General features: G+C 49.5%; 22 protein-coding genes. 11 read left to right on the top strand and 11 right to left on the bottom strand.

Annotation, left to right across the window (positions count from 1 at the left end; genetic code table 11):
• Positions 1-26: 26 nt before the first annotated feature.
• Both CWE06_RS08445 and folE2 read right to left on the bottom strand, forming a co-directional pair.
• Positions 27-1,046: an adenosine kinase gene (locus tag CWE06_RS08445; protein ID WP_126793094.1), complete on the bottom strand. Its 1,020-nt coding sequence runs from the start codon at positions 1,044-1,046 to the stop codon at positions 27-29.
• Positions 1,047-1,100: 54 nt separating this feature from the next.
• Positions 1,101-2,024, bottom strand: coding sequence for a GTP cyclohydrolase FolE2 (gene folE2 / locus CWE06_RS08450; protein ID WP_126793096.1), 924 nt, complete (start codon positions 2,022-2,024; stop codon positions 1,101-1,103).
• Positions 2,025-2,215: 191 nt separating this feature from the next.
• Here folE2 and CWE06_RS08455 point away from each other — a divergent pair, with 191 nt between their 5' ends.
• Complete coding sequence (locus tag CWE06_RS08455) at positions 2,216-2,557, top strand: Hpt domain-containing protein (protein WP_126793098.1); 342 nt, start codon at positions 2,216-2,218, stop codon at positions 2,555-2,557.
• A gap of 80 nt (positions 2,558-2,637) precedes the next feature.
• On the opposite strand, the gene arcA is transcribed toward CWE06_RS08455, so the two are convergent.
• The 6 genes from arcA to CWE06_RS08485 all read right to left on the bottom strand — a co-directional run bounded on the left by arcA (position 2,638) and on the right by CWE06_RS08485 (position 8,776).
• Positions 2,638-3,366 carry a two-component system response regulator ArcA gene (arcA, locus tag CWE06_RS08460; protein ID WP_126793099.1) on the bottom strand — a complete coding sequence of 243 codons (729 nt, stop codon included), beginning with the start codon at positions 3,364-3,366 and terminating at the stop codon, positions 2,638-2,640.
• Between the two features lie 150 nt (positions 3,367-3,516).
• Positions 3,517-5,205 (bottom strand): sensor histidine kinase, encoded by a 1,689-nt coding sequence (locus CWE06_RS08465; RefSeq protein ID WP_126793101.1) that lies wholly within the window; start codon positions 5,203-5,205, stop codon positions 3,517-3,519.
• 44 nt (positions 5,206-5,249) lie between these two features.
• Positions 5,250-6,332 (bottom strand): methyltransferase, encoded by a 1,083-nt coding sequence (locus CWE06_RS08470; RefSeq protein ID WP_126793103.1) that lies wholly within the window; start codon positions 6,330-6,332, stop codon positions 5,250-5,252.
• 8 nt (positions 6,333-6,340) lie between these two features.
• Positions 6,341-7,372: a succinylglutamate desuccinylase/aspartoacylase family protein gene (locus tag CWE06_RS08475; protein WP_126793105.1), complete on the bottom strand. Its 1,032-nt coding sequence runs from the start codon at positions 7,370-7,372 to the stop codon at positions 6,341-6,343.
• 34 nt (positions 7,373-7,406) lie between these two features.
• Positions 7,407-8,312 carry a 30S ribosomal protein S6--L-glutamate ligase gene (gene rimK / locus CWE06_RS08480; protein ID WP_126793107.1) on the bottom strand — a complete coding sequence of 302 codons (906 nt, stop codon included), beginning with the start codon at positions 8,310-8,312 and terminating at the stop codon, positions 7,407-7,409.
• Entirely contained in the window at positions 8,309-8,776 is a 468-nt protein-coding gene (locus tag CWE06_RS08485) for an ATP-dependent zinc protease family protein (protein WP_420808528.1), read from the bottom strand. The genes rimK and CWE06_RS08485 overlap by 4 nt, the downstream gene beginning before the upstream one ends.
• A gap of 303 nt (positions 8,777-9,079) precedes the next feature.
• On the opposite strand from CWE06_RS08485, the gene CWE06_RS08490 reads away from it, so the two are divergent.
• Positions 9,080-9,760: an EAL domain-containing protein gene (locus tag CWE06_RS08490; protein WP_241972519.1), complete on the top strand. Its 681-nt coding sequence runs from the start codon at positions 9,080-9,082 to the stop codon at positions 9,758-9,760.
• Here CWE06_RS08490 and CWE06_RS08495 read toward each other — a convergent pair.
• Both CWE06_RS08495 and mutH read right to left on the bottom strand, forming a co-directional pair.
• The gene (locus CWE06_RS08495) at positions 9,729-10,448 is read right to left on the bottom strand and encodes a DUF2982 domain-containing protein (RefSeq protein WP_126793110.1); all 720 of its coding nucleotides are present in this window, start codon (positions 10,446-10,448) and stop codon (positions 9,729-9,731) included. The genes CWE06_RS08490 and CWE06_RS08495 overlap by 32 nt on opposite strands.
• Positions 10,449-10,462: 14 nt before the next feature.
• Entirely contained in the window at positions 10,463-11,179 is a 717-nt protein-coding gene (mutH, locus tag CWE06_RS08500; protein ID WP_275065574.1) for a DNA mismatch repair endonuclease MutH, read from the bottom strand.
• Positions 11,180-11,375: 196 nt separating this feature from the next.
• Between mutH and rppH the strand changes: the two genes are divergently transcribed.
• From rppH to tcdA, 6 genes are read left to right on the top strand one after another with little or no spacing between them, the layout of a single operon-like run.
• Positions 11,376-11,891, top strand: a complete 516-nt coding sequence (gene rppH / locus CWE06_RS08505) for an RNA pyrophosphohydrolase (protein ID WP_126793112.1) — start codon at positions 11,376-11,378, stop codon at positions 11,889-11,891.
• A 3-nt stretch (positions 11,892-11,894) separates the two neighbouring features.
• Entirely contained in the window at positions 11,895-14,168 is a 2,274-nt protein-coding gene (gene ptsP / locus CWE06_RS08510; protein ID WP_126793114.1) for a phosphoenolpyruvate--protein phosphotransferase, read from the top strand.
• Positions 14,169-14,176: 8 nt separating this feature from the next.
• Positions 14,177-14,965 carry a sulfite exporter TauE/SafE family protein gene (locus CWE06_RS08515; RefSeq protein ID WP_157981160.1) on the top strand — a complete coding sequence of 263 codons (789 nt, stop codon included), beginning with the start codon at positions 14,177-14,179 and terminating at the stop codon, positions 14,963-14,965.
• Between the two features lie 19 nt (positions 14,966-14,984).
• Positions 14,985-15,848 carry a prolipoprotein diacylglyceryl transferase gene (lgt, locus tag CWE06_RS08520; RefSeq protein ID WP_126793118.1) on the top strand — a complete coding sequence of 288 codons (864 nt, stop codon included), beginning with the start codon at positions 14,985-14,987 and terminating at the stop codon, positions 15,846-15,848.
• A 52-nt stretch (positions 15,849-15,900) separates the two neighbouring features.
• A complete protein-coding gene (locus tag CWE06_RS08525; RefSeq protein ID WP_126793120.1) occupies positions 15,901-16,734 on the top strand; it encodes a thymidylate synthase in 834 nt (277 codons plus the stop codon).
• 36 nt (positions 16,735-16,770) lie between these two features.
• Positions 16,771-17,565, top strand: a complete 795-nt coding sequence (gene tcdA, locus CWE06_RS08530) for a tRNA cyclic N6-threonylcarbamoyladenosine(37) synthase TcdA (protein ID WP_126793122.1) — start codon at positions 16,771-16,773, stop codon at positions 17,563-17,565.
• A 17-nt stretch (positions 17,566-17,582) separates the two neighbouring features.
• Here the strand turns inward: tcdA and CWE06_RS08535 are convergent, their stop codons facing one another.
• Positions 17,583-17,999 carry a SufE family protein gene (locus CWE06_RS08535; protein WP_126793123.1) on the bottom strand — a complete coding sequence of 139 codons (417 nt, stop codon included), beginning with the start codon at positions 17,997-17,999 and terminating at the stop codon, positions 17,583-17,585.
• Between the two features lie 170 nt (positions 18,000-18,169).
• On the opposite strand from CWE06_RS08535, the gene CWE06_RS08540 reads away from it, so the two are divergent.
• The 3 genes from CWE06_RS08540 to CWE06_RS08550 all read left to right on the top strand — a co-directional run bounded on the left by CWE06_RS08540 (position 18,170) and on the right by CWE06_RS08550 (position 21,841).
• Positions 18,170-18,919, top strand: a complete 750-nt coding sequence (locus CWE06_RS08540) for an electron transfer flavoprotein subunit beta/FixA family protein (RefSeq protein ID WP_126793124.1) — start codon at positions 18,170-18,172, stop codon at positions 18,917-18,919.
• Entirely contained in the window at positions 18,916-19,848 is a 933-nt protein-coding gene (locus tag CWE06_RS08545) for an electron transfer flavoprotein subunit alpha/FixB family protein (protein ID WP_126793125.1), read from the top strand. Before CWE06_RS08540 ends, CWE06_RS08545 begins: the two co-directional genes overlap by 4 nt.
• Before the next feature lie 190 nt (positions 19,849-20,038).
• Complete coding sequence (locus tag CWE06_RS08550) at positions 20,039-21,841, top strand: DUF1302 domain-containing protein (protein ID WP_126793126.1); 1,803 nt, start codon at positions 20,039-20,041, stop codon at positions 21,839-21,841.
• The last annotated feature ends 12 nt before the right edge of the window (positions 21,842-21,853 follow it).

The following is a 21,853-nucleotide window of genomic DNA, read 5'->3' on the forward strand; positions in this document are numbered from 1 at the left end:
ATTCGATGAATGAATGAACTGGCGGCTTAAGAGGCAGCCAGCTCCTCAACTAAGTTTAATTCCGCAAGAATTGCTTGCTGTTGGGCAATACTTAAACGAGGGCCATAATTGCTGACCACTTCGGCGGCCGAGCGACTAGCTAACGTACCTGCTTGAGCAGGCGTTAGGCCTTGGCTGATACCGAATAAATAGGCCCCAGCGAACATGTCTCCGGCACCATTGGTGTCAATCGCTTGAACTTTGAAGCCTGGCACCTGAATCCGACGCTCTTTGGTGCCGATTAATGCACCATTTTTGCCGCGGGTAATGACCACTTGACGAGCAAATTGCAACAACGCTTCCATAGCTGGCTCGATACCTTCTTTGCCGGTATAGATTTCAGCTTCTTCTTGGTTACAAAACAAAATGTCGACGCCAGGTGTCAAAAACTCGTCCAACCCTTCTTTGAAGTACTTCACCATAGAAGAGTCAGAGAAAGTTAGGGCAATTTTGGTTTGATTTTGCTCGGCCACCTCACGGGCTTCACGCACCGCTGCGCGAGCAATTTCAGACGTTGCCAAATAACCTTCGACGTACAGATATTTTGAGTCGGCAACCACTTCCGGTTCGAGCTCTTCGGTAGAGAAGTCGATGGTGATACCCAAGAACGTACACATAGTGCGCTCGGCGTCAGGGGTGACCATGACGACACACTTGCCGGTATGACCGTCGTTGTTTTGTTTAACGAGGTGCGTAGACACGCCAGCGCGATCGAGATCTTGCTGGTAGAAATTACCGTCATCGTCGTTGGCAACTTTACAGCAGTAGAACGCCTTGCCACCAAATTGGCTAAACGCAACTAAACTGTTTGCTGCAGAGCCACCACCGACACGTTTTTCGAGGGTGAATTCTTTGTGCAATTCGGCCAATAACAACTGTTGTTGGGCTTCGTCCAACAAAGTCATGATGCTTTTTTCAATATTATGGCGCGCCAAGAACTCGTCAGTGACTTTAAATTCTTGATCGACCAAGGCGTTTCCTACGCCGATAATGTCGTACGTTTTCATTACGCTCGATTCGCTAGCTGAGTTAAAATTTAAGGCCGAATATTATACACGAATTTATGGGCGATAACCGCCAGAAATTCCTTTTGTTGTGATACTCACGGCGTCGTGGGCATGCAATGACTCGTAATGATTCACCCGCACGCGGAAATCACGGACGGTCGAGACGCGATTTAATTCATGTTGCAGGCGCCGCGCCGCGTCTTCACAGAACATGAGGTTCTGACCGTTAAGACGCGCAAATTCTTGTTCGTCTTCGCGTTTTACAGCGGCTTGAACCGGCGTTTTTAAGGTGTTTTCGATGCGATCGATCATTGCTACGATCGGCAGAATATCAACGTTGTCAGTTAGCTTAACTTTCACTTCAGCAAGTGAACGCTGGCTGTGTGGCGTTGCCACGATACCTTCGGTGGTACCCAACCAAGCCACGATCTCTTCACGACTGACGTCTTCTTCGCTAAAGCGCTCGCGGAACGCTTGCTGAATGAGCTGACGCGCAAGCGCAGCTGAACACGGGCAGGTTGACGAATAGGTCACGCCCACTTCGAGCTCTAAGGTGACTTGATCACCCACACGCTCAGCGCTGACGGTGACTGGGTAACCTTTCCAACCTTGCTTGCCGCTGATTAATGATTTGCGGCGAAGTAAATACTCAAAAGCAAAAGAAACGCGTGCAGACTGACTTAGCCCTTCATGCGTCGCAATGAATTTACCCAGTAATTCTTTGATGCTGCTGGCGCTTAACACGTTGTCATTGGCAAGTTCATCGACGGCCAAGTACAAACGTGACATGTGGATGCCTTTCGCTTTCGGGTCGTCAAGGCTCACAAAGGCCTCAATACGAGCACCGACTTGCTGCGGCAGACCAGTTTCGCTGGCAACCATCATCGGCATTTCAATTTGGCTCATGCCTACCCAGTCGAGAGTTCCCTCGGTTTGCGCTTGCACCTGGTTGGCAATATCCGGCATTGATGTCGGCATGCAATCGTTCTCCGCTTTGCTGCTTTTTTCAAAAACATGACCGCTAATTATACAACAAGAGTGGCCACAACTTCACCTCTTCCGCAGAATTTCTCGTTATACGCTATTCCAAATGACAGAATAAGGACAAGTCCGAGTAATTCGCGTTATAGTAGACCTCCCTTTACGCAGCAGATAGGCATTTGGATTGAATGAACTCACGAAATAACCAAGCAATCGATTGGGACCTCATCAACCAGTATCGGACCTTGCTCGGTCATGACGGTTTAAATGACAGTATTGCGATGTTGCAACGGGTAATGCCGGACTATGTAGTGGAATTAAAAGCGGCCGTGGTTGCGCGCGACGAGCGCACAACACGCTCGCAAGCACACAAGATTAAAGGTAGCTGTCGTTCACTTGGACTCATGCGTGTCGGTGAGGTGATGGCTTGGTTAGAAAAAGAGCAGTGGCAGTGGCAGGAAGTTGACGAGACAGTCGCGGCGTGGCCAGCTCAGTTCGAGCAAGATAGTGCATTGTTAACCCAAGGCTAATGCGCCGAAGAATCGCTTACCAGAGCAGCCAGTAACAAAAAGGCCTCGCGAGTTGCGAGGCCTTGGAACAATTCTATTCGCTACTGGGCGACTTTTATTTCGACATCACCAACAAAGCGATAGCCTTCACCATGAATGGTTGTAATTAGGTTTGGTGTGTCTGGATGCGCTTCGAAGTGACGACGGATACGACGAATGGCAACGTCGACGGTGCGGTCATTCGGGCGTAATTCACGATCGAGCATTTTCCGCACTAACGTGTCGCGGTCATGAATTTTTCCTGGGTTATTCAGGAATAATTCAAGTGCGCGGTATTCACTTTTCGGTAAGCGAAACATTTTGCGATCCGGCGCATATAAGCAGCGGCTATCACAGTCAAGAACCCAGCCATTGAAGTGATATTGCTTGCTGCCTTCAACTTCCGACTCTTTGGTTTCGTTGATTTGTTCGATACGACGCGCCAAGTTACGAACGCGCACGGTCAGTTCGCGCGGGTTGTATGGCTTAATGAGATAGTCGTCGGCACCGAGTTCAAGTGCTAATAGACGGTCGTCATCGCTGTCGCGGCCGGTCAAAAATACCAATCCGATATTGTTTTGTTCGCGCAAAGACTCCGCTAGCTCAAGACCGCTTTGGCCAGGCAAGTTGACATCCATAATAATAATGTCGATTTGCTGCTGCGCCATAATGTGCTCCATTTGACGGCCATCTGCAGCATCAAACACTTCGTAACCTTCCTGTTGGAACAGGCGAGTCAGTGTTTGTCGTGTTACCACCTCGTCTTCCACGATAAGAAGTTTTACGTTCATTTTAGGTTCCATGCTGTTTTTATTTCTCCGCTAGCTGACAAAAAGAGACGCGCAATTTTTAACAATTAATATAATAGAATAAGTTCTCTGACTGAATGATTGCAAGTAAGTTTCCCGATTTTTTAACATTTTCGCCAGAAACTTCCCTGATTAGTCATCGTTTTCTAGATCTTTACTCATGCGAATCGTCAGCGTCGTTCCGTGCGCCTTGTTTTCATCGCCTTCAATATAGACGTCTGACTCGCAACGGATCTCCCCAAGCAGCAAATTAGTCACCCAGCTGTGCACACGGAAAAGACCAAGGCCTTGATCACCTTCCATTCGATTCGAGGTGACAAATGGTTCAAAAATTTTGTTCTTCAAACGCGGTTCAATGCCTTTCCCATTGTCTCGAAAAACGAGAATAATGGCATGTTCGTCGGTCGTCGCAGTTAACTCAATCTTCAACGGCTCAACATCGTTATTGGCGTGGCGGATTGGTGCGTGAGCAATTGTATTGTCGAGCAGCTCAGTCAAAATATGTTCGACAATAATTGTGCGCATGTGCACGATTACGTCGTCGGCGTGACAAGAAATGTGCACAAAATCGGGTAGATTTAATTCGTCCTTAAGTCGTTCACACAAGGTATTTAAAAATACCGGCAAGGCGATTTTCTTCGGTGCGTCGGTACGATTAAACATGGCCATTTGTTGGAAATGGCGGACCAGCTCAGTGCTGCGTTGGACATTGCGATAGCATAGACTCAACATCTCTTCGCCGTGGTCGAGAAACTCTTGAAACTGAGCAGCGGTAAGGTTTTTTTCTTGGTGTGCCGCCATAATGGAGGCTTGCTCGTGTTGTAAGCGAGTAATCGCAGTTAAACTGGTTCCAAGCGGGGTATTCAGCTCATGAGCAATGCCGGCCACGAGGTCGCCGAGTGAAGCTAGCTTGTCTTGTTCAAGGCGACGACGTTGGTAGGCATGTAATTGGGTGAGTGCTTCCGTGAGCTTTTGGTTCACTTCGCGTAAATTATTGGTCCGTTGTTGCGATTCAGTTTCCAGTTTTTCATAGGCATCGCGCGCTTGATTGGCACTATGCGCCGCGTAACGTTTTTCGTGACGGAATTTCTCTAACAGCCTGCGAATTTGTAACCGTAGCTCAAAAAACTCGTCGGCAATGGGTTGGCTCTTATGAATATCCAATTGGTCGTCTAAGATGGCTTGGCTAATTAAGCGGCTAAAGCGTTGGGTGTTTTGTTGCACGTAGGACAGGAATAACTTCAATGCAACAGCGAGTGTCACCAACAATAGGACAAAACCGCCAAAGCTTGTGACTAAATGTCGTTGATAGGTCGCGGTCACACCTTCGAGAGACACGCGCAAATAGACATAGCCAATCGTCGCTGTCGTATTGTTCATACGACTGACTTGAATGGGATGCACAACTTCTAGTTGCTCGCCAAAAAATCGATAGGGCTGAATGTCGTTAATTTGAGCGCTTTGAGACGGCAAGGCAGCGCGGCCAGGCTGATTATAACTGGCCGCTACTTCAAGTACCGAGCTATTGCGCGAGTATGCATAGAGGTGGGCGTGTTGAATCGCATCGTAGGCAGCTAAGCCTTGTAGTAAGGCGACGGCCTCGTCATCGTCAAGCTGAACGCCAGCGGCCTTCAGCGCGATTTGCTGGGCGACAACTTCTGCTTGCTGAATAATACGAATGCGTTCGTTATTCGAGGTAAGCAGTGTGGTGAGCGCAATGTAAAGCAACATCATCAAAGTCACCAAGCCAAACACCAGTGTAAATAACCGGCTGCTTAGCGAGAGAGATTCTTTTGCATGTTGCTTGTCGGTGCGCTGCATGACGACTATGTTACCACCCTAAAATGATGAGATACCTAAGCGACTTATGAGTGCGCATGCCAAACGGTAAATTTACGATTGTCGACTAACACATTAACCTGTCGGAACGTTTGCTGTAAAACATCGCGATAGGGTAAGAAGCTATTGGCGACGAGATACAAGTGGCCTTCTGGACGCAAAAACTGGCGACACTCGCGGACAAAGCTTTGGGTAATCTGGTAGTCGGTCTGTTTCCCCGTATGAAAAGGCGGATTGGTGACAATGCAATCAAATTGTGGCTGTGGTGACTTTTGCATAAGCACACTTAGGCCGTCGCTGGCAATCAGCTCAAATTCGCAACCGAGTTGCTGCCAAGTTTTTTCGGCTGCCGCCAGTGCCAAGGTATTGACGTCAATACCCGTCATTTGCGTGGCCTTCGTATAGTGTTGCAAGGCCGCGGCAAGCACACCCGAGCCGCAGGCGAAGTCGAGCATACGACCGCTAAAATGTTGCTTGGGTTGCTGGAAAAGAGCTTCGAGCAAGAGTGCGCTGCCGGCATCGAGCCGGTTATGACTGAATACGCCCGGATAATTGTAAATTGATAGGGCGCCGAATTGGTCATCGAGCTGATAAGACGTCAGGTAGTCGTCGGCAGTAAAGGTTTGCGGTGCCGTTAACGTGCAGCGCATCAATTGGCAATGATTACCGCTCGCGAGTTTTTCGGTTGGGGAATAACCGGAGAATTGGAGTTTCGCGTAAGATTGAATGCCGCTTTCTTTATGACCGACCAAAAACACCGGTGTCTGCACCGGCAACAGGGCCGCTAAATTGGCCATGAGCATGTGCGTTAATTGCTTTTCTTTGGTCACGTTGACAATTACGCCATCAACCCTGCCGTCAACCCTGCCATCAACCCTGCCATCAACCACGCCGTCAATGTCTGGGCAGCTTTGTAAGAACGGCGTCAGCTGCTCGCCGGGTCCGAGGTTATGCGCAGCTGAGGCATATAAATGCCAACTGACGGTCTCAAAGCCTTCGTTTTTCAGGCTCCGACTTTGCTCCGCGGGCGGATTTACCAGCAGGAGTCGAGACTGCGGCAACCAGTCGAGTTGCCGCATGAGTAATTGAGTGTGAGCAGGTAATGACATATTGCGGTTTAACTCAGTCGGTCAGGGTAAGCTTCGACGAAAGTTTCCACCATTTCGCTGGCCAAAGGAATTTCGTCGGCATCAAAACATGCAATGTGGAACAGTGCTTCGCCTTCGTTACTGACCGGAATGTTGCTAATGCCAATGACAATGCCACTAACCGAAGCGAAGACGGATGTATGCTCACCACCATGAGGCGGCGCAATGTGGGCCAGCAGCTGCCCACGATTGACCTGTTGGCCAAGTTCGACTTTCAGAATCACCAAGCCATCGCCTTCACTGCGCATCCACACCGAGCGCTGAGAAAACACTGGTGTGACCTTTTTGCGTGTCCGTCGGCCTTTCATCATTTTTAGCATTTTCATGACGTTGGTGACGCCGTTCACACCTGCTTTAATGGACGCGTAATCGAAACGCAGTGCTTCGCCTGCTTCGTAAAGAATAAGCGGAATACCGAATTCACTGGCCGTTGAACGCAAAGAGCCGTCGCGATCTTTTGAGTTCATGATTACGGGGCAATTAAATGCCTCGGCCATCGCAGTTGCTTCTGAATTGTCGAAGTTCACTCGAATCTGCGGCAGGTTACTGCGGTGAATCGCGCCGGTGTGGAGATCGATAATATGGGTCGCGCGCTCCACCAATTGGGTGCGAAATAAAAACGCTAGGCGACTGCCCAAGGCACCGCGCTCGGAACCGGGAAAACAGCGATTTAAATCACGGCGATCAGGCAAATAGCGAGTTTGTTGGATAAAACCGAACATATTCACAACTGGCACAATCAGGAGCGTCCCTGATAATTCACGGGGATCGACAAGCTGAATTAATCGGCGACAGATTTCGATTCCATTGAGTTCGTCGCCATGGATGGCGGCACACACCAATAACACTGGCCCAGGTTTCGTGCCATGCAGAACTTCAACATGAAGATCGAGCGGTGTATCTGAATAAAGCCGCGCCGCAGGCAGCAGCACACGTTCCTGCGTACCCGGAGCGACACTTGTTTCACCGAGCTGAAAAGGTTGGCTGCGTTTACGCGCCATAGCATGATTCCTCTAATGCGACGACAAACGGGCGTTAACCGCGCCCTTTCGTACGTGTTTTATGCTGTTTTGCGTTTTTTTCAATAAAGGCAATAATCTGGGTTGCGACGTCTTTTTCAGTGGCGCTTTCGATACCTTCAAGACCCGGTGAGGAGTTCACTTCCATGACCAATGGGCCGTGGTTTGAGCGCAAGAGGTCAACCCCTGCAACATTTAAGCCCATGGTTTTGGCGGCTTTAACCGCGGTGGCTCGCTCAGCTGGGCTGAGTTTAACTAACGTTGCGCTGCCACCACGGTGCAAGTTTGAACGGAACTCACCTGGTTTGGCCTGGCGTTTCATGGCGGCAATGACTTTGTCACCAATAACGAAGCAGCGCAGGTCAGCGCCTCCGGCTTCTTTAATATATTCTTGCACCATAAAGTGAGCGTTAAGGCCCATGAAGGCTTCGATTACACTTTCTGCCGCTTTTCGAGTTTCAGCGAGTACCACACCGATACCTTGGGTACCTTCAAGTAATTTAATCACCAGTGGGGCGCCGCCAACCATGTCTATCAGGTCAGGGATGTCAGACGGTTTGCTCGCGAAACCGGTTACTGGCAAACCAATGCCTTTGCGCGACAACAACTGCAGTGAGCGAAGTTTGTCACGACTGCGGCTAATTGCCACTGACTCATTTAGCGGGTAAGTGCCCATCATTTCGAATTGGCGTAATACCGCTGTGCCATAGAAAGTTACGGAAGCGCCGATGCGCGGAATCACTGCATCGAACTGCGGTAGCTCTTTGCCACGCATGTGAATTTCGGGCTCTTTGGCGTTAATGTTCATGTAACACCGTAAGGGGTCAAGCACGTGCATTTCGTGTCCGCGCGCTTCGCCTGCTTCAATGAGGCGACGAGTGGAATAGAGGTGTTTGTTGCGTGAGAGAATAGCGATTCTCATGCTGGAATTCCTTGTAAATAAGAAGCTTGCGGATTGACTAAGTAACGCCCATTGAGAGCCTGACGCCCCAACAACATGCGAAATTTCATTGTATCACGATTTGTGAGCGTTAATTCAGCAGAAAATTCTTGGCGGCTGTCGCCATTGCCAATGATCACTCGCGTTCGAATCACATAGCGCATTTCCTTATGGCCACCGGAGTCGGTGACTTGGCGCTGTTCGAGAATCGGCGCTTCACAAACATGCTCAGTTAAATCGTTTTGGATAGGGTGAACCCAGATGCGTAACCAGTTCTGACCGTCGCGTTCAAATGGCTCTAATTGGAACGCATGCAAACAGGATGTCCGTGCGCCAGTATCGACTTTGGCTTTGATTTTGTGAATGCCGAGGTCTGGTAGTGCTAGCCACTCGCGCCAACCAGTTACATGGTAAGGCTTGCCGCCTTGGTTAAGTATTTCTGTCACAGGGATTCCTTGTCTTCTTTTGGAGTCTATCGGCAATGCTGCCTATGTAGCTGCCACTTTTTGTTACCATAACCTTGCTATTTGGTGAACCAATTCTAGGCTTTTTCTGTAAATGCAGGTATGGTTAAACACATGGCTAACCTCTACCCGTTTACATGACTTAGAGGTCAGTCTGCGCTAACAATGACGACTCTGCAAATTATAGCCATAGCTGACGTTAATGCAGAACCAAAATTTAAAGGACTCCCCATGCCAGCGTGCGGAACATGTTCGTGTTACCAAAATTTAGGCTTCAATATCCAAATGGCGTTTCAACCGATTGTCGATATTCAGGCTGAGAAAGTGTATGCCTATGAAGCGCTGGTGCGCGGAGAGCAAGGGCAGGGCGCTGGGGAAGTGCTAGCACAAATCACGTCAGATAATATGTATTCGTTTGATCAAACCTGTCGCATGACAGCCATTGAACAAGCTGCAGCGCTGGCTCTTAAGAGTAAACTGAGCATTAACTTTATGCCCAATGCGATTTATGAGCCAGAAACATGCTTAGAGCGGACATTGCGAACTGCCAAAAAGCTAAGCTTTCCGCATCAGAATATTATTTTTGAAGTAACAGAGCACGAGAAGATAGAAAACCATTCACTGTTAGTTGAGGTTTTCGATACTTACAAAAAGCATGGTTTCCTAACTGCAATTGATGATTTTGGTGAAGGCTATGCGGGTTTGAATTTACTAGCTGACTTTCAACCCGACTTACTCAAGCTCGACATGAACTTGATTCGTAATATTCACGAACGGCGAGTTAATCAAATTATCGTAAAGGGTATTCTTGCGGTAGCGTGTGAGCTCGACATTAAAGTGATTGCGGAAGGCATTGAAACCCCTGACGAAGTGTCGGCGTTAAAAGACCTCGGCATTTATTTGATGCAAGGTTATCACTTTGCCCGTCCACAGCTTAATGCGTTGGCGGATCCGTACCCTCGCTAGTCGGCTTGTTTTCGATATGATTGTTGCGGGTTGCACGCAGTTGCCGCAACAATTGCACAAATTCATCAGCGGGGCGATCGAATGCGTTTTCGCTGATATACAAGTCATAGCCCAATAACTCGCGCAATTGCTCCATGCGCCAACAAAACGCCGCTTTTACGCCCTCATAAACATGTCCCTCATTGCTTTTGTATTTCAGCGGTACGTCGAAATACTGAGCATAGTCGCGCTCATTTGGCTTTTCATAACGCAGTGCCACCACCAATAGGTTACGTTGTTCAAGCATTAAATGAACCGCCATGCGCTGCGAAATCTGTCCCAAGAAGTCATGGTACGAATGCAAACGAAAACCAACATAGGGCATGTCTTGTAAATCGAGAAAACGTTGAATGCGGGGTTGGTCAAAGCGCAGAATATTGTCCCATGCCAATTGCCACTGCCCCTTGCGATGTTGATAACAAATGAATTGCGGCGTGACCGTCAGTGCGGCGTCCGGTTCCAGCACTTTCGCAATGCCAATGACACTGAGCACGATGGCCGCACTTAAGGTGACAATTAAAACAGCCAACGGCAAAGGTGCAACGAGATTCCAGATAAAGAGGATGAGAACGAGAGCCACGCCGAGCAGCGTCAAAAACTGACCGTGACGTTTACTGCTGGGGCGAATAATGACCTGTGGCGTACTCATCGGGAAACCTGCATTTAAAATGTTAACCCTGCTTGCAGCCGCTGCTGTAAGCCTTGTAACAATATTTGCTGCGTAAATTCTTTACGCAAATAGTAGCCACGTGGACGTGTTTTGATGAGCTCGCCATGGGTACCAACCGCATCGGTTAGGCGTGAACCATCCGCAGCTTTAGGGCGCAACTGCAGAGCAGTACCAAACCGGGCGGTCAGTGATTCCACTTGGCCCAGGATGATTTGTTCGCTGATTTCTTCCCAATCTTGACGTAACAGCTGATCTTCTTCAGGACTTGGCTGCCACAGAATAGGGATGCCGACGGTGCGTTCTGCAATCGGTATTTCGCGGCGGCCATCAACGGGAATCCACAACACTTGTTGGAGCTTATTGCGCACATTACTTTGCTGCCAAGTGACACCATTTAAGCCAAGTAAAGGCGTAATGCAGACATAGGTCGTTTCCAATGGTTTGGCGTCTGGAGAAACCGGGATGGTTTTGAGTTCAACACCGAGAGTGGGAAAGTCTTGTTGTTGCTTTGACCCTGCCGTTGCACCTAAATACAGCTCGATGAGTTGCCCCGCCCAACCTTTTGCGTGGCGCATGGAAGTGGGTACCTCGACCCCAGCATAGCGGGCTAAGTCACCAAACGACTGACCGATAAGTTGGTCGGCGCGCTGCATGAGTTCTTCAATATCAGCGGGTGGTGTTGTGGCTATTGCGAGTGGGGAGGCAGTCAACAGTCATGCTCCAAATGAACGGTGATCATGTCCGTCATGTTAGGCATTTGTGCAAGTGGACGCAAGCGCCAAGCCTGCAGTGGTTCAGAGTGGCTTTGGGTGACGACGAAAAGGCCTCTGGACTCAACAAGATATTTGCCGCGAGCGCTGCTTTGTGGTCAAATCAGGGTAATGCAAGATTTGAGAGGATGCTCGCGTGATTGATGCCGAAGGATATCGGTCGAATGTCGGCATAGTGATTTGTAACGAGCATGGGCAAGTATTTTGGGCACGGCGTTTTGGTCAACAGAGTTGGCAGTTTCCGCAAGGAGGGATTGACGATGGTGAATCTCCCGAGCAAGCGATGTACCGTGAACTCTATGAGGAAGTTGGTTTAAGACCGCACCAAGTGGAACTGATTTATACCAGTCGCACTTGGTATCGGTATCGACTACCAAAACGATTGGTGCGCAAAGGGACGCGTCCGCTGTGTATTGGCCAGAAGCAAAAGTGGTTTTTGCTGAAACTGACCTGTGACGAAGCGGATGTGGACGTTCTCCAGTCTGGCCATCCTGAATTTGATGGCTGGCGCTGGGTGAGTTACTGGTACCCTGTGCGGCAAGTGGTGGCTTTTAAGCGCGACGTTTACCGTCGGGTGATGAAAGAATTCGCCGCAATAGCCATGCCGTTCAAAAACAAATCCCGTCCGAAACGACATAAGCGTAAACGATAACTCATGCTAACTGTACTGCAGCGAATTGTAGAGGCCGTGAATCAAGCGCCGGATTTAGATTCGGCGCTGCGGACTATTGTCGAAAAAGCACGGGCAGCATTAGGCAGTGACGTTTGTTCGGTGTACCTTGCCGACCATGAAGCCGAACAGTTTGTACTCATGGCCACCGAAGGGCTTGTGCTGCAAGAGCATGAGCGGGTGGCTTTGAATTTCGGCGAAGGCCTGATTAGTTTAGCGGCGCAGCGGGAAGAACCGCTGAACGTTGCCAATGCCGTAGAACACCCAAATTTTAAGCTCGTTGAATCGGTTGGCGAAGAAGCCTTTCGCGCCATGTTGGTTGCGCCGATTATTCATCAACGTAAAGTTCTTGGTGTCCTTGCGGCACAGCAGAAAAAAGCCCGCGCCTTTTCCGGTGAAGAAGAAGCCTTTTTAGTCACATTAGCTGCGCAGCTGGCAACCGTTATTGCACACGCTGAAGCGCGCGGGTTAGTTAGTGGTCACTATTCGCCTTGGCTCCGTAATCTAAGAGCACTGGCCGCAGCACCCGGTGTTGCAATTGGTCAGGCTTTTATTGGTCGACCGCCAGCGACATTAAGTTCGGTGGTGCCACGCAAAACCGACTACCCATGGCGTGAAATTCATAAGTTCCGCAAGGCGGTCATGCAAACTCGCATGCAGTTGCGTGAGCTGGCAGAGCAAGTTGCAGAGTATGTGGCCGAAGATACGTTGGCGATTTTTGACGTTTATCAAAGCATGCTCGATGCGGCAAGCTTAGGTGACGCGGTAGAAGCAAAAATCAAAGACGGCTGGATGGCGCAAACCGCCGTCAAAATGGCAGTCGATGATTTTGTCTCTCAGTTTGAGGAGCTCGACGACTCCTACTTGCGCGAGCGAGCGGTGGATGTACGTGATCTCGGTCAGCGCATTTTGTCGTTCTTGCAGGACAAATCAACCCAAAACCATAGCTTCCCCGACGCTTGTATCTTAATTGCCGAAGAAGTGACGGCAAGTATGCTTGCCGGCGTCCCGCGCGATAAATTGCAGGGCTTAGTGTCATTGCAAGGCTCAACCAACTCGCATGCGGCCATTATGGCACGCAGTATGGGCATTCCAGCGGTATTTGGGGTTAGCGACATTCCGCTCGCTTACCTGTCTGACCAGCATTTGATCGTCGACGGATACAGTGGTGATATTTTCGTTAACCCACCACAACAGCTGATTCAAGAATACGAAATACTCCGTGACGAAGAGCGCGAATTAGTCGAGATTGTCTCAGCGAACCGCGATCTGCCAGCCGAAACAGAAGACGGCATTGCCATTTCACTGCAAATAAATGCAGGCTTGAATGCGGATCATCAGCACGAGAATCTTGGACCGTTCGAGGGCATTGGACTTTATCGCACGGAAATTCCGTTTATGATGCGGGAACGCTTCCCAACTGAGAAAGAGCAGTATCAGTTGTACAAGCAAATCCTAAAGAGTTGTCGTGACAAACCTGTGGTGATGCGGACCCTCGATGTTGGCGGCGACAAACCATTGCCATATTTTCCAATTCAAGAAGAAAACCCATTCCTTGGTTGGCGTGGCATTCGCATGACCTTAGACCACCCAGAGATTTTCCTGGTGCAAGTACGAGCGATGCTGCGCGCCAATGTCGGTTTGCACAACTTACAAATTTTATTGCCGATGATCAGCACCGTCGATGAAGTGGAAGAAGCGACTCGACTGATTAACCAAGCCTACTTTGAAGTGCGCAATGAATTGGTGCAAACCAACCCGAACTTAGATTTTAAGCGACCGCTGGTCGGTGTCATGATTGAAGTGCCTGCATTGCTTTATCAACTTGATGCGATTGCCCCGAAAGTTGATTTCTTCTCGGTAGGTACGAACGACTTAACTCAGTACATGCTCGCCGTTGACCGCAACAACCCGCGCGTGGCGAGCCTGTACGACACTCTCAACCCGGGGATGTTGCATGCGCTGCAGCACATTATTCAACGCTGTACCGAATTGCGCAAGCCGGTGAGCGTTTGTGGGGAAATGGCGGGCGACCCAGGTGGAGCAATTCTCTTAGTGGCGATGGGCTATCGTTCATTGTCGATGAGTACGCACAACCTTGATAAAATACGCTGGATTTTGCGTCATCTCGACAGCAAAATGTTGCAGGTGCTACTAACCCAAGTGATGAGCTCAACACATCCCGACCAAGTGCGGCGACTGTTGCGAATTAAACTTGAAGGTTTAGGGCTTGGTGGGTTTGTCCGGGCGGGCAAGTAACCATGTTAATGAGCTTATTGATCTGTCTCGCAGGCGGTGTCGCCGGGGGCTTACTGTCGGGCATGCTGGGCATTGGCGGCGGTATTTTAATTGTCCCCTTACTCATTTATTTATTGCCGATAATGGGAATGCCGACCGCACTTGTGGTACCGACGGCGATTGGCACAAGCTTAGCGACGATTATGCTAACGACCCTTTCAGGTGCGCGCGCTCACGCTAAACGTGGTTATGTGCAGTGGTCGTGGGTGAAGTTAATTGCCCCAGCGATGGTGGTTGGCGGATTTATTGGTGGGGCTTTAGGGGCGCGATTGCCGCCGGACGTATTGCAGCGGGTTTTTGCTATCGTTTTGTTGTTGCTGGCGCTGCAAATGATCTGGAAGCAGCGTCCACAAGCACAAGACCGGCAACATAATCCACAAGTGGTGCGCGGCATAGGTGTAGGCATTGGTACGATTGCTGCACTCGTGGGCATCGGAGGCGGCGCCTTAGTGGTGCCGTTGCTGCATTATTATCAAGTGGCCATGCGCAATGCGGTGGCCATTGCGGCAGTATGCAGTGTGGTGTTAGCGGCTGTGGGAACCTTTAGTTACATGCTACTGGCACCGGAACTGAAGCACGGAGATATTCCCGGCTTAATCGGTTATGTGTATTTACCAGCATGGTTTGCCATCGCAGCGACTTCGGTGATTTTTGCCCGGGTTGGTGCCGCCATTGCCCATCGTTTACCCGTACGCTATTTGCAGCGAGCATTTGCCATTTTATTGGTGTCTGTGTCGGTGCATCTGTTACTTAGCTAAATTGCTTTAAGGAATTTTCATGTCAGAGCAGTATTTACAATTCCCCGGTTGGGACCCAGTCGCTATTTCAATAGGACCTTTGTCAGTCCATTGGTACGGACTGATGTACCTGGTTGGTGCTGCTTTTGCATTGTGGTGGGGAAACAAACAAGCTGACCGAGACCCGAACTGGAACCGTGAAGCCTGGCAAGATCTGCTGTTTTGGGGCTTTTTAGCACTGATTATCGGCGGTCGTTTAGGCTACGTTTTCTTTTATAATTTTGAACGCCTGCTCGCGGACCCGATTTATTTGTTCCGTTTTGGCGAAGGTGGCATGTCGTTTCATGGCGGCCTAATTGGTGTCATCACGGCGTTGGTGATTTATGCGAAACGCACGCAACGCACGCTCATGAGCGTCGGTGATTTTGTTGCGCCACTGGTGCCGGTTGGTTTAGGCGCTGGGCGTATCGGTAATTTCATTAACGGCGAGCTGTGGGGTCGAGTCACGGAAGTGCCGTGGGGGATGGTGTTCCCCGCCGAGGCTGCAGGTGATTTACCACGACACCCGTCGCAGTTATATCAAGCTTTTGGTGAAGGCTTGCTGTTATTCTTGGTTTTGTACTGGTTTAGTCGCAAGCCTCGGCCGGTCGGTGCCATTGGCGGTTTATTCTTGCTTGGCTACGGCGTTGCCCGTTTTATGGTGGAGTATTTCCGGCAGCCGGACGAGCACCTCGGCTTGCTCGGATTGTTTAGTATGGGACAATGGTTGTCGTTACCCATGGTCATTGCCGGTGCGCTCATTATGTGGCTCGCCTACCAAGGAAAGTTTGCAGCTCCAACAAGCACAGCACAGCCAGCTAAGCCGAAAGGGTCGACAACGCAGAAAAATAAGAAACGTAAATAACGTCAGAGTTTAATCAGCTAAAGCAGATACAAACAACAGCAGGAGAGAAAGCATGCAACAGTATTTGGACTTAATGCGCCACGTGCTTGAACACGGAACCGTGAAGGAAGATCGCACCGGCACCGGCACGCGCAGTGTGTTTGGGTACCAAATGCGGTTTGACCTTGCCGAAGGCTTTCCATTGGTGACAACCAAAAAGTGTCATTTGCGGTCGATTATTCATGAGCTTTTGTGGTTTCTGCAGGGCGACACCAATATTCGTTACTTGCGTGAAAACGGTGTGAGTATATGGGACGAGTGGGCTACCGCTGACGGTGATTTGGGACCGGTTTACGGGGCGATGTGGCGGAACTGGCCAACGCCAGACGGCCAGCATGTCGACCAAATTGCCGACTTGATTGCGGAAATTAAACAAAATCCAGACTCGCGTCGCCTGCTCGTCAGCGCTTGGAACCCGGCATTGTTGCCGAACCCGAAAGTGTCACCAAAGGTCAATGCAGAGCAGGGGCGGCAAGCGCTACCGCCGTGCCATACACTGTTTCAATTCTATGTTGCTGACGGTAAGTTGTCGTGCCAGCTGTATCAGCGTAGCGCCGATATTTTCCTTGGCGTGCCATTCAATATCGCCAGTTATGCATTGTTTACCATGATGGTTGCGCAAGTGTGCGACCTCGAACTCGGTGAGTTTATCCATACCTTTGGTGATGCGCATTTATATTCAAATCACATGGAGCAGGCCAAGCTGCAATTAAGCCGGGAGCCACTGCCATTACCGACGATGCGGATTAACCCAGCGGTGAAAGACATTTTTGCTTTCAAGTTCGAAGACTTCGAGCTTGAAAACTACCAAGCGCATCCGCACATCAAGGCACCGGTCGCTATTTAATTAGAAACAATCGAGTTATAAGGAAAAGCATAAGCCATGAGTAGTGCTGATTGGCAGCGTCGCTTCGGCGGTATTGAACGCCTTTACGGTCATGAGTCTGCGCAACAATTACAACAACTGCATATTGCTGTGGTTGGTATTGGTGGCGTGGGTTCGTGGGCAGCAGAAGCCTTGGCTCGCAGTGGTGTCGGCAAACTGACGCTGATAGACATGGACGAGGTGTGCCTTAGTAATGTGAATCGGCAGTCTCATGCGTTAACGAACACCGTCGGTCAGTTGAAAGTCGATGTTCTTGGTGAGCGTTTACGCGCGATTAATCCAGACCTACAGCTGACCTTAATCGACGACTTTATTAACAAAGACAACTTAGCCGAGCATTTCGCTTCAGCTCCAGACGGGGTGCTCGATGCGATCGATAGCTTACAAGCCAAGGTGTCATTGTTGGCTTGGTGTAAGCGGCAGAAAATAACCGTGGTGACCACTGGCGGTGCTGGTGGGCAAATTGACCCAAGCCAAATTGCCATCGCCGATGTGGCGAAAGTGACGCAGGATCCCTTAATGGCGAAAGTGCGTAATCAATTGCGTCGCGATTTCGGTTTTAGCCGTAATCCGAAACGTAAGTTTGGCATCGATTGTGTGTATAGCACCGAGCAGTTACGTTACCCGCGTGAAGATGGCAGTGTGTCTTACGCAAAACCGGGCGACCGTGGCGTGAATATGAATTGCGCCACGGGCTTTGGTGCGTCCATGATGGTGACCGCAAGTTTTGGCTTGTTCGCTGCGGCGCAATTGTTGAAACGTTTGTTGCCCGAGGTAACCCCCAGTTCGTAAGCAGATAACCCTTGTGATCAAGGCTGCAGTGAACGACTTAGCGCTTGTGCCCGTAACGTGATTTGATACAAGCCGTTGGTACGCGAAGGCGTGAGTTGATGCGTCAATTGGCAGGTTGTTAACCAAGCATTGAAGTCGAAGTTGGCAATGGTTGCGGGTGTCTGGTTTTGCAATGGCGCGAATAGAACCACTAACAGACCGCGAATCAGACGTGATTCACTATCCGCTTGGAAGTAAAGAGTTGCGTCACTTTTTACGGTATAATCGAGCCAAACCGCAGCTTCACAGCCGTCGACATAGTTGTCGTTGCTGCGCTCAGCAAGATCCTCTGCAGTCAGGTGCCGTGCCCACTGGAGTAATAGTCGGTAACGTGCCTCCCAACCGTTGGCTTGCTGTAAACTTGTTTGAATTTCGTCTGCAGTTGGCCATGTCATGGCGGTTTCCTCGTTTGAGACTGCTTTAAACAGACTGCCAGCTAGAGTTGACAGTTCGGTGTTGGTGAATTTGCCATCATTATACCGCCAACACTTGTGTCATGCAGGCTGCTTTTACATAATGCACGCTTATGTCAATTCGACGTAGGTTTGAGAAGAAGGAAGAGGTTATGAAAATTTTGGTCGCGGTGAAGCGCGTGATTGACTATAACGTCAAAGTTCGCGTCAAAGCCGATCAGTCTGATGTTGACTTAAGTAACGTTAAAATGGCGCTTAACCCATTCTGTGAAATTGCGGTTGAAGAAGCTGTTCGCCTGAAAGAAAAAGGCGTTGCTGAAGAAGTCGTGGTGGTTTCGATTGGTCCGAAAGCTTGCCAAGAACAAATTCGTACGGCCTTAGCACTTGGCGCAGACCGCGGTATTCATGTAGAAACTGACGCCATGCCTGATTCGCTAGCAGTGGCCAAGATTCTCAACAAGTTGGTCGCTGAAGAAGCACCGCAATTGGTGATCTTAGGTAAACAGTCAATTGACTCAGACAATAACCAAACCGGCCAAATGTTGGCAGCCTTGAGTGACATGCCACAAGGTACGTTTGCTTCAGAAGTGAAAGTTGACGGCGATAAAGTTCAGGTAACTCGTGAAGTTGACGGCGGTTTGCAAACCCTTGAACTGACCTTGCCGGCCATTGTGACGACCGATTTACGTCTCAACGAACCGCGTTATGCGTCGCTACCAAACATCATGAAAGCCAAGCGCAAGCCGCTCGACGTGAAAACACCAGCAGACCTAGGTGTTGAATTAGCAAGCAAAATTTCCGTGCTCAAAGTCGAGCCACCTGCAGAACGCAGCGCAGGTATTAAAGTGGCCAGTGTGGCCGAGTTAGTTGAGAAATTGAAAAACGAGGCAAAAGTACTATGAGCATTTTAGTTGTCGCCGAACACGATAATAAAACCCTCAACCCTGCCACGTTGAAAACGTTAACTGCCGCCCAAGCGATGGGTGATGACATTCACGTTTTAGTCGCGGGCGAAAACTGTGCAGACGTTGCTAACGAAGCGGCAAAAGCTGCTGGCGTAAGCAAAGTATTGCATGCAGACAACGCCGCTTACGGACACCACCTCGCTGAAAACCTTAGCGCGCTGGTTGTGAGCTTAGGCAAAGGTTATAGCCACATTGTTGCACCAGCTACAACAACCGGTAAGAATTTCATGCCGCGTGTTGCGGTGTTGCTTGATGTTGCACAAGTATCCGACATTATTGCGGTTGAATCAGCCGACACATTCAAGCGTCCAATTTATGCCGGTAACGCCATTGCAACCGTTCAATGTGACGAAGCAATTAAAGTAATTACTGTACGTTCAACTGCATTTGATGCTGTCGCTGCTGAAGGTGGTAGTGCGGCGGTTGAAGCCATCGGGGACGTTTTCGCTTCTGAGAAAGTAAAATTTGTTGGTGAGCAAGTGGCTGCTTCTGAGCGTCCAGACCTGGCGGCGGCACGCGTCGTTATTTCTGGTGGTCGCGGTATGCAAAACGGCGAAAACTTCGTTTTACTTGAAAAAGTAGCCGACAAACTTGGCGCTGCAATTGGCGCTTCCCGTGCGGCCGTTGATGCCGGATTCGTACCAAACGACATGCAGGTTGGCCAAACGGGTAAAATTGTCGCACCAGAGCTGTATATTGCAGTTGGTATTAGTGGCGCCATTCAACACTTAGCGGGTATGAAAGACTCGAAAGTCATTGTTGCCATTAATAAAGATGAAGAAGCGCCGATTTTCTCGGTTGCCGATTACGGTTTGGTTGCAGATTTATTTGAAGCCCTGCCGGAATTAGAAAAAGCATTATCTTAACTGCGTGACAAGCAGGTTGGTCCTCTGCTAACCTGCTTGTTAATAAAAGATTAAAAAAAGTTGGCTAATTTGTTTGAAAGACTTGCGTAAATGCGAGTAATCATACATGATTTTTGAAAGTCATTAGCCAGGGACACCCGGCTTGGGGTACGCAGGATAGGTGGCAACAACAATGAAAAGAAAAACAACTATGTTCAAAAAACTCCCACTTGCAGCAGCTGTCGGCTTAGCTATCGCGGCCGCTCCAGCACAAGCAACGGATTTCGAAGTTGGTCCATTTGCTGTTAAATTTGACTCAACCTTCTCTTTAGGTGCGATTTGGCGGACCGGTTCACGGGACCTGCGCGTCTTGCATCCAGGGAACTATGAAGGTGGTCGTGGCCAGTCTGGTGTTGCCGATGACGGTAACCTAAACTTCGACCGTGGCGATTTAGCCTCGTTAGTTTTCAAAGGTGTTCACGATCTCGACATTAGCACAGCCAACATGGGCGGTGTTTTTGTGCGGTTTAATTACTGGTACGACGATGTGCTTGAGAACGAAGCGTTCGCTCATGGTCATACAGGCACAAATTACTTCCCAAATGCACGTCTCGACTCTGACTCATTTGACGACTATTCAAAAGGTAAAGGCATCAACTTACTCGATGCGTTTTACTACACACAGTTTGACTTAGGCAACCGTCCAGTAGATTTCCGGGTTGGTCGCCAAGTACTGAGCTGGGGTGAAAGTACGTTTATTTTCAACGGCGTTAACTCGATTAACCCATTAGATGTAAACGCTGCACGTCGCCCGGGCGCAGAAATTAAAGAAGCATTGCTACCGGTTGGTATGGTGAGTGCGTCGATCGGTTTATTCGACAACACCACGCTTGATACCTTCGTTGGTTTCGAGTGGGACAATACCAAGCTTGATGGTTGCGGTACCTTCTTCTCGACGGTGGACATTCTTGGTGGCCCAGGTTGTAACAAAGTTACTCTGAACCCAGAAGTTGCTCCAGGTCGTTTCTTAAGCGATCGTGAATCAGTTGAAGCTGGCTTGTACGTTGCGCGTGCTGAGGACGTTAAAGCGAGCAATAGCGGTCAATGGGGTATTGGCTTACGCCACTATTCATTGAACCTCGACACTGAGTTTGGTCTTTACTACATTAATGTTCACAACCATGCGCCGATTATCTCTGCGTATGACTGGAACACGCCAGCACCAAGCAACAACATTGTTTCGACGAATGGTCCAATGTATTTTGCTGAGTGGCCAGAAGACAACCAAATTTGGGGCGCAAGCTTTAGTACCATGTTAGGTAACTGGTCATGGGCTGGTGAAGTGAGCTATCGTCCAAATCAGGCCGTCCAAATTAACACCACAGAAATCTTAACTGCAGGTTTGCAGCCAAACGTACCAAGTACTTTTGAGCAACGCATTCATGCGGCACGTCCGAATGGCGTCCCAGTTGGTAATTACGCAGCTGGTTACGAAGAGTTGAAAGTCTATCAAGCACAAATGACTTTCATTAACTTCTTCGAGCAGTTCTGGATTTCTGACCGGATGACAGTGATTGCGGAAGTTGCAGCAAACCACATCGACAACTTACCAGGTTTAGACCAGCAGCGTTTCGGTCGTAACCCAGTCTACGGTAAGTGTTTAACAGTACGTGACCAGCAGCGCCTGGGTAACCCAGCGCCAGCAGGCAACATTAACTGTGAAGGTTTCGTAACCACGACGTCTTATGGTTATCGTTTGCGTGCAGCGTTCGACTTTAACAACGCAATTCGCGGTTGGAACGTCACCCCGACTTTGGTTGTTAACCATGACGTGAAAGGTTACTCGCCGAACGCGAACTTCATCGAAGGCCGCTTGAACCTTGGTCTGTTAGTTGAAGGAAGCTACATGAGTAAGTATCGCGTTGTTGTTGGTTATAACAACTACAGCGGTGCTGATTATGACCCAATGCAAGACCGGGATCATATTTCTGCGAGCTTCTCAATGTCGTTCTAAGACGATATGTTA

The organism is Aliidiomarina haloalkalitolerans (assembly GCF_003987315.1).
Taxonomy (GTDB): Bacteria; Pseudomonadota; Gammaproteobacteria; order Enterobacterales; family Alteromonadaceae; genus Aliidiomarina; species Aliidiomarina haloalkalitolerans.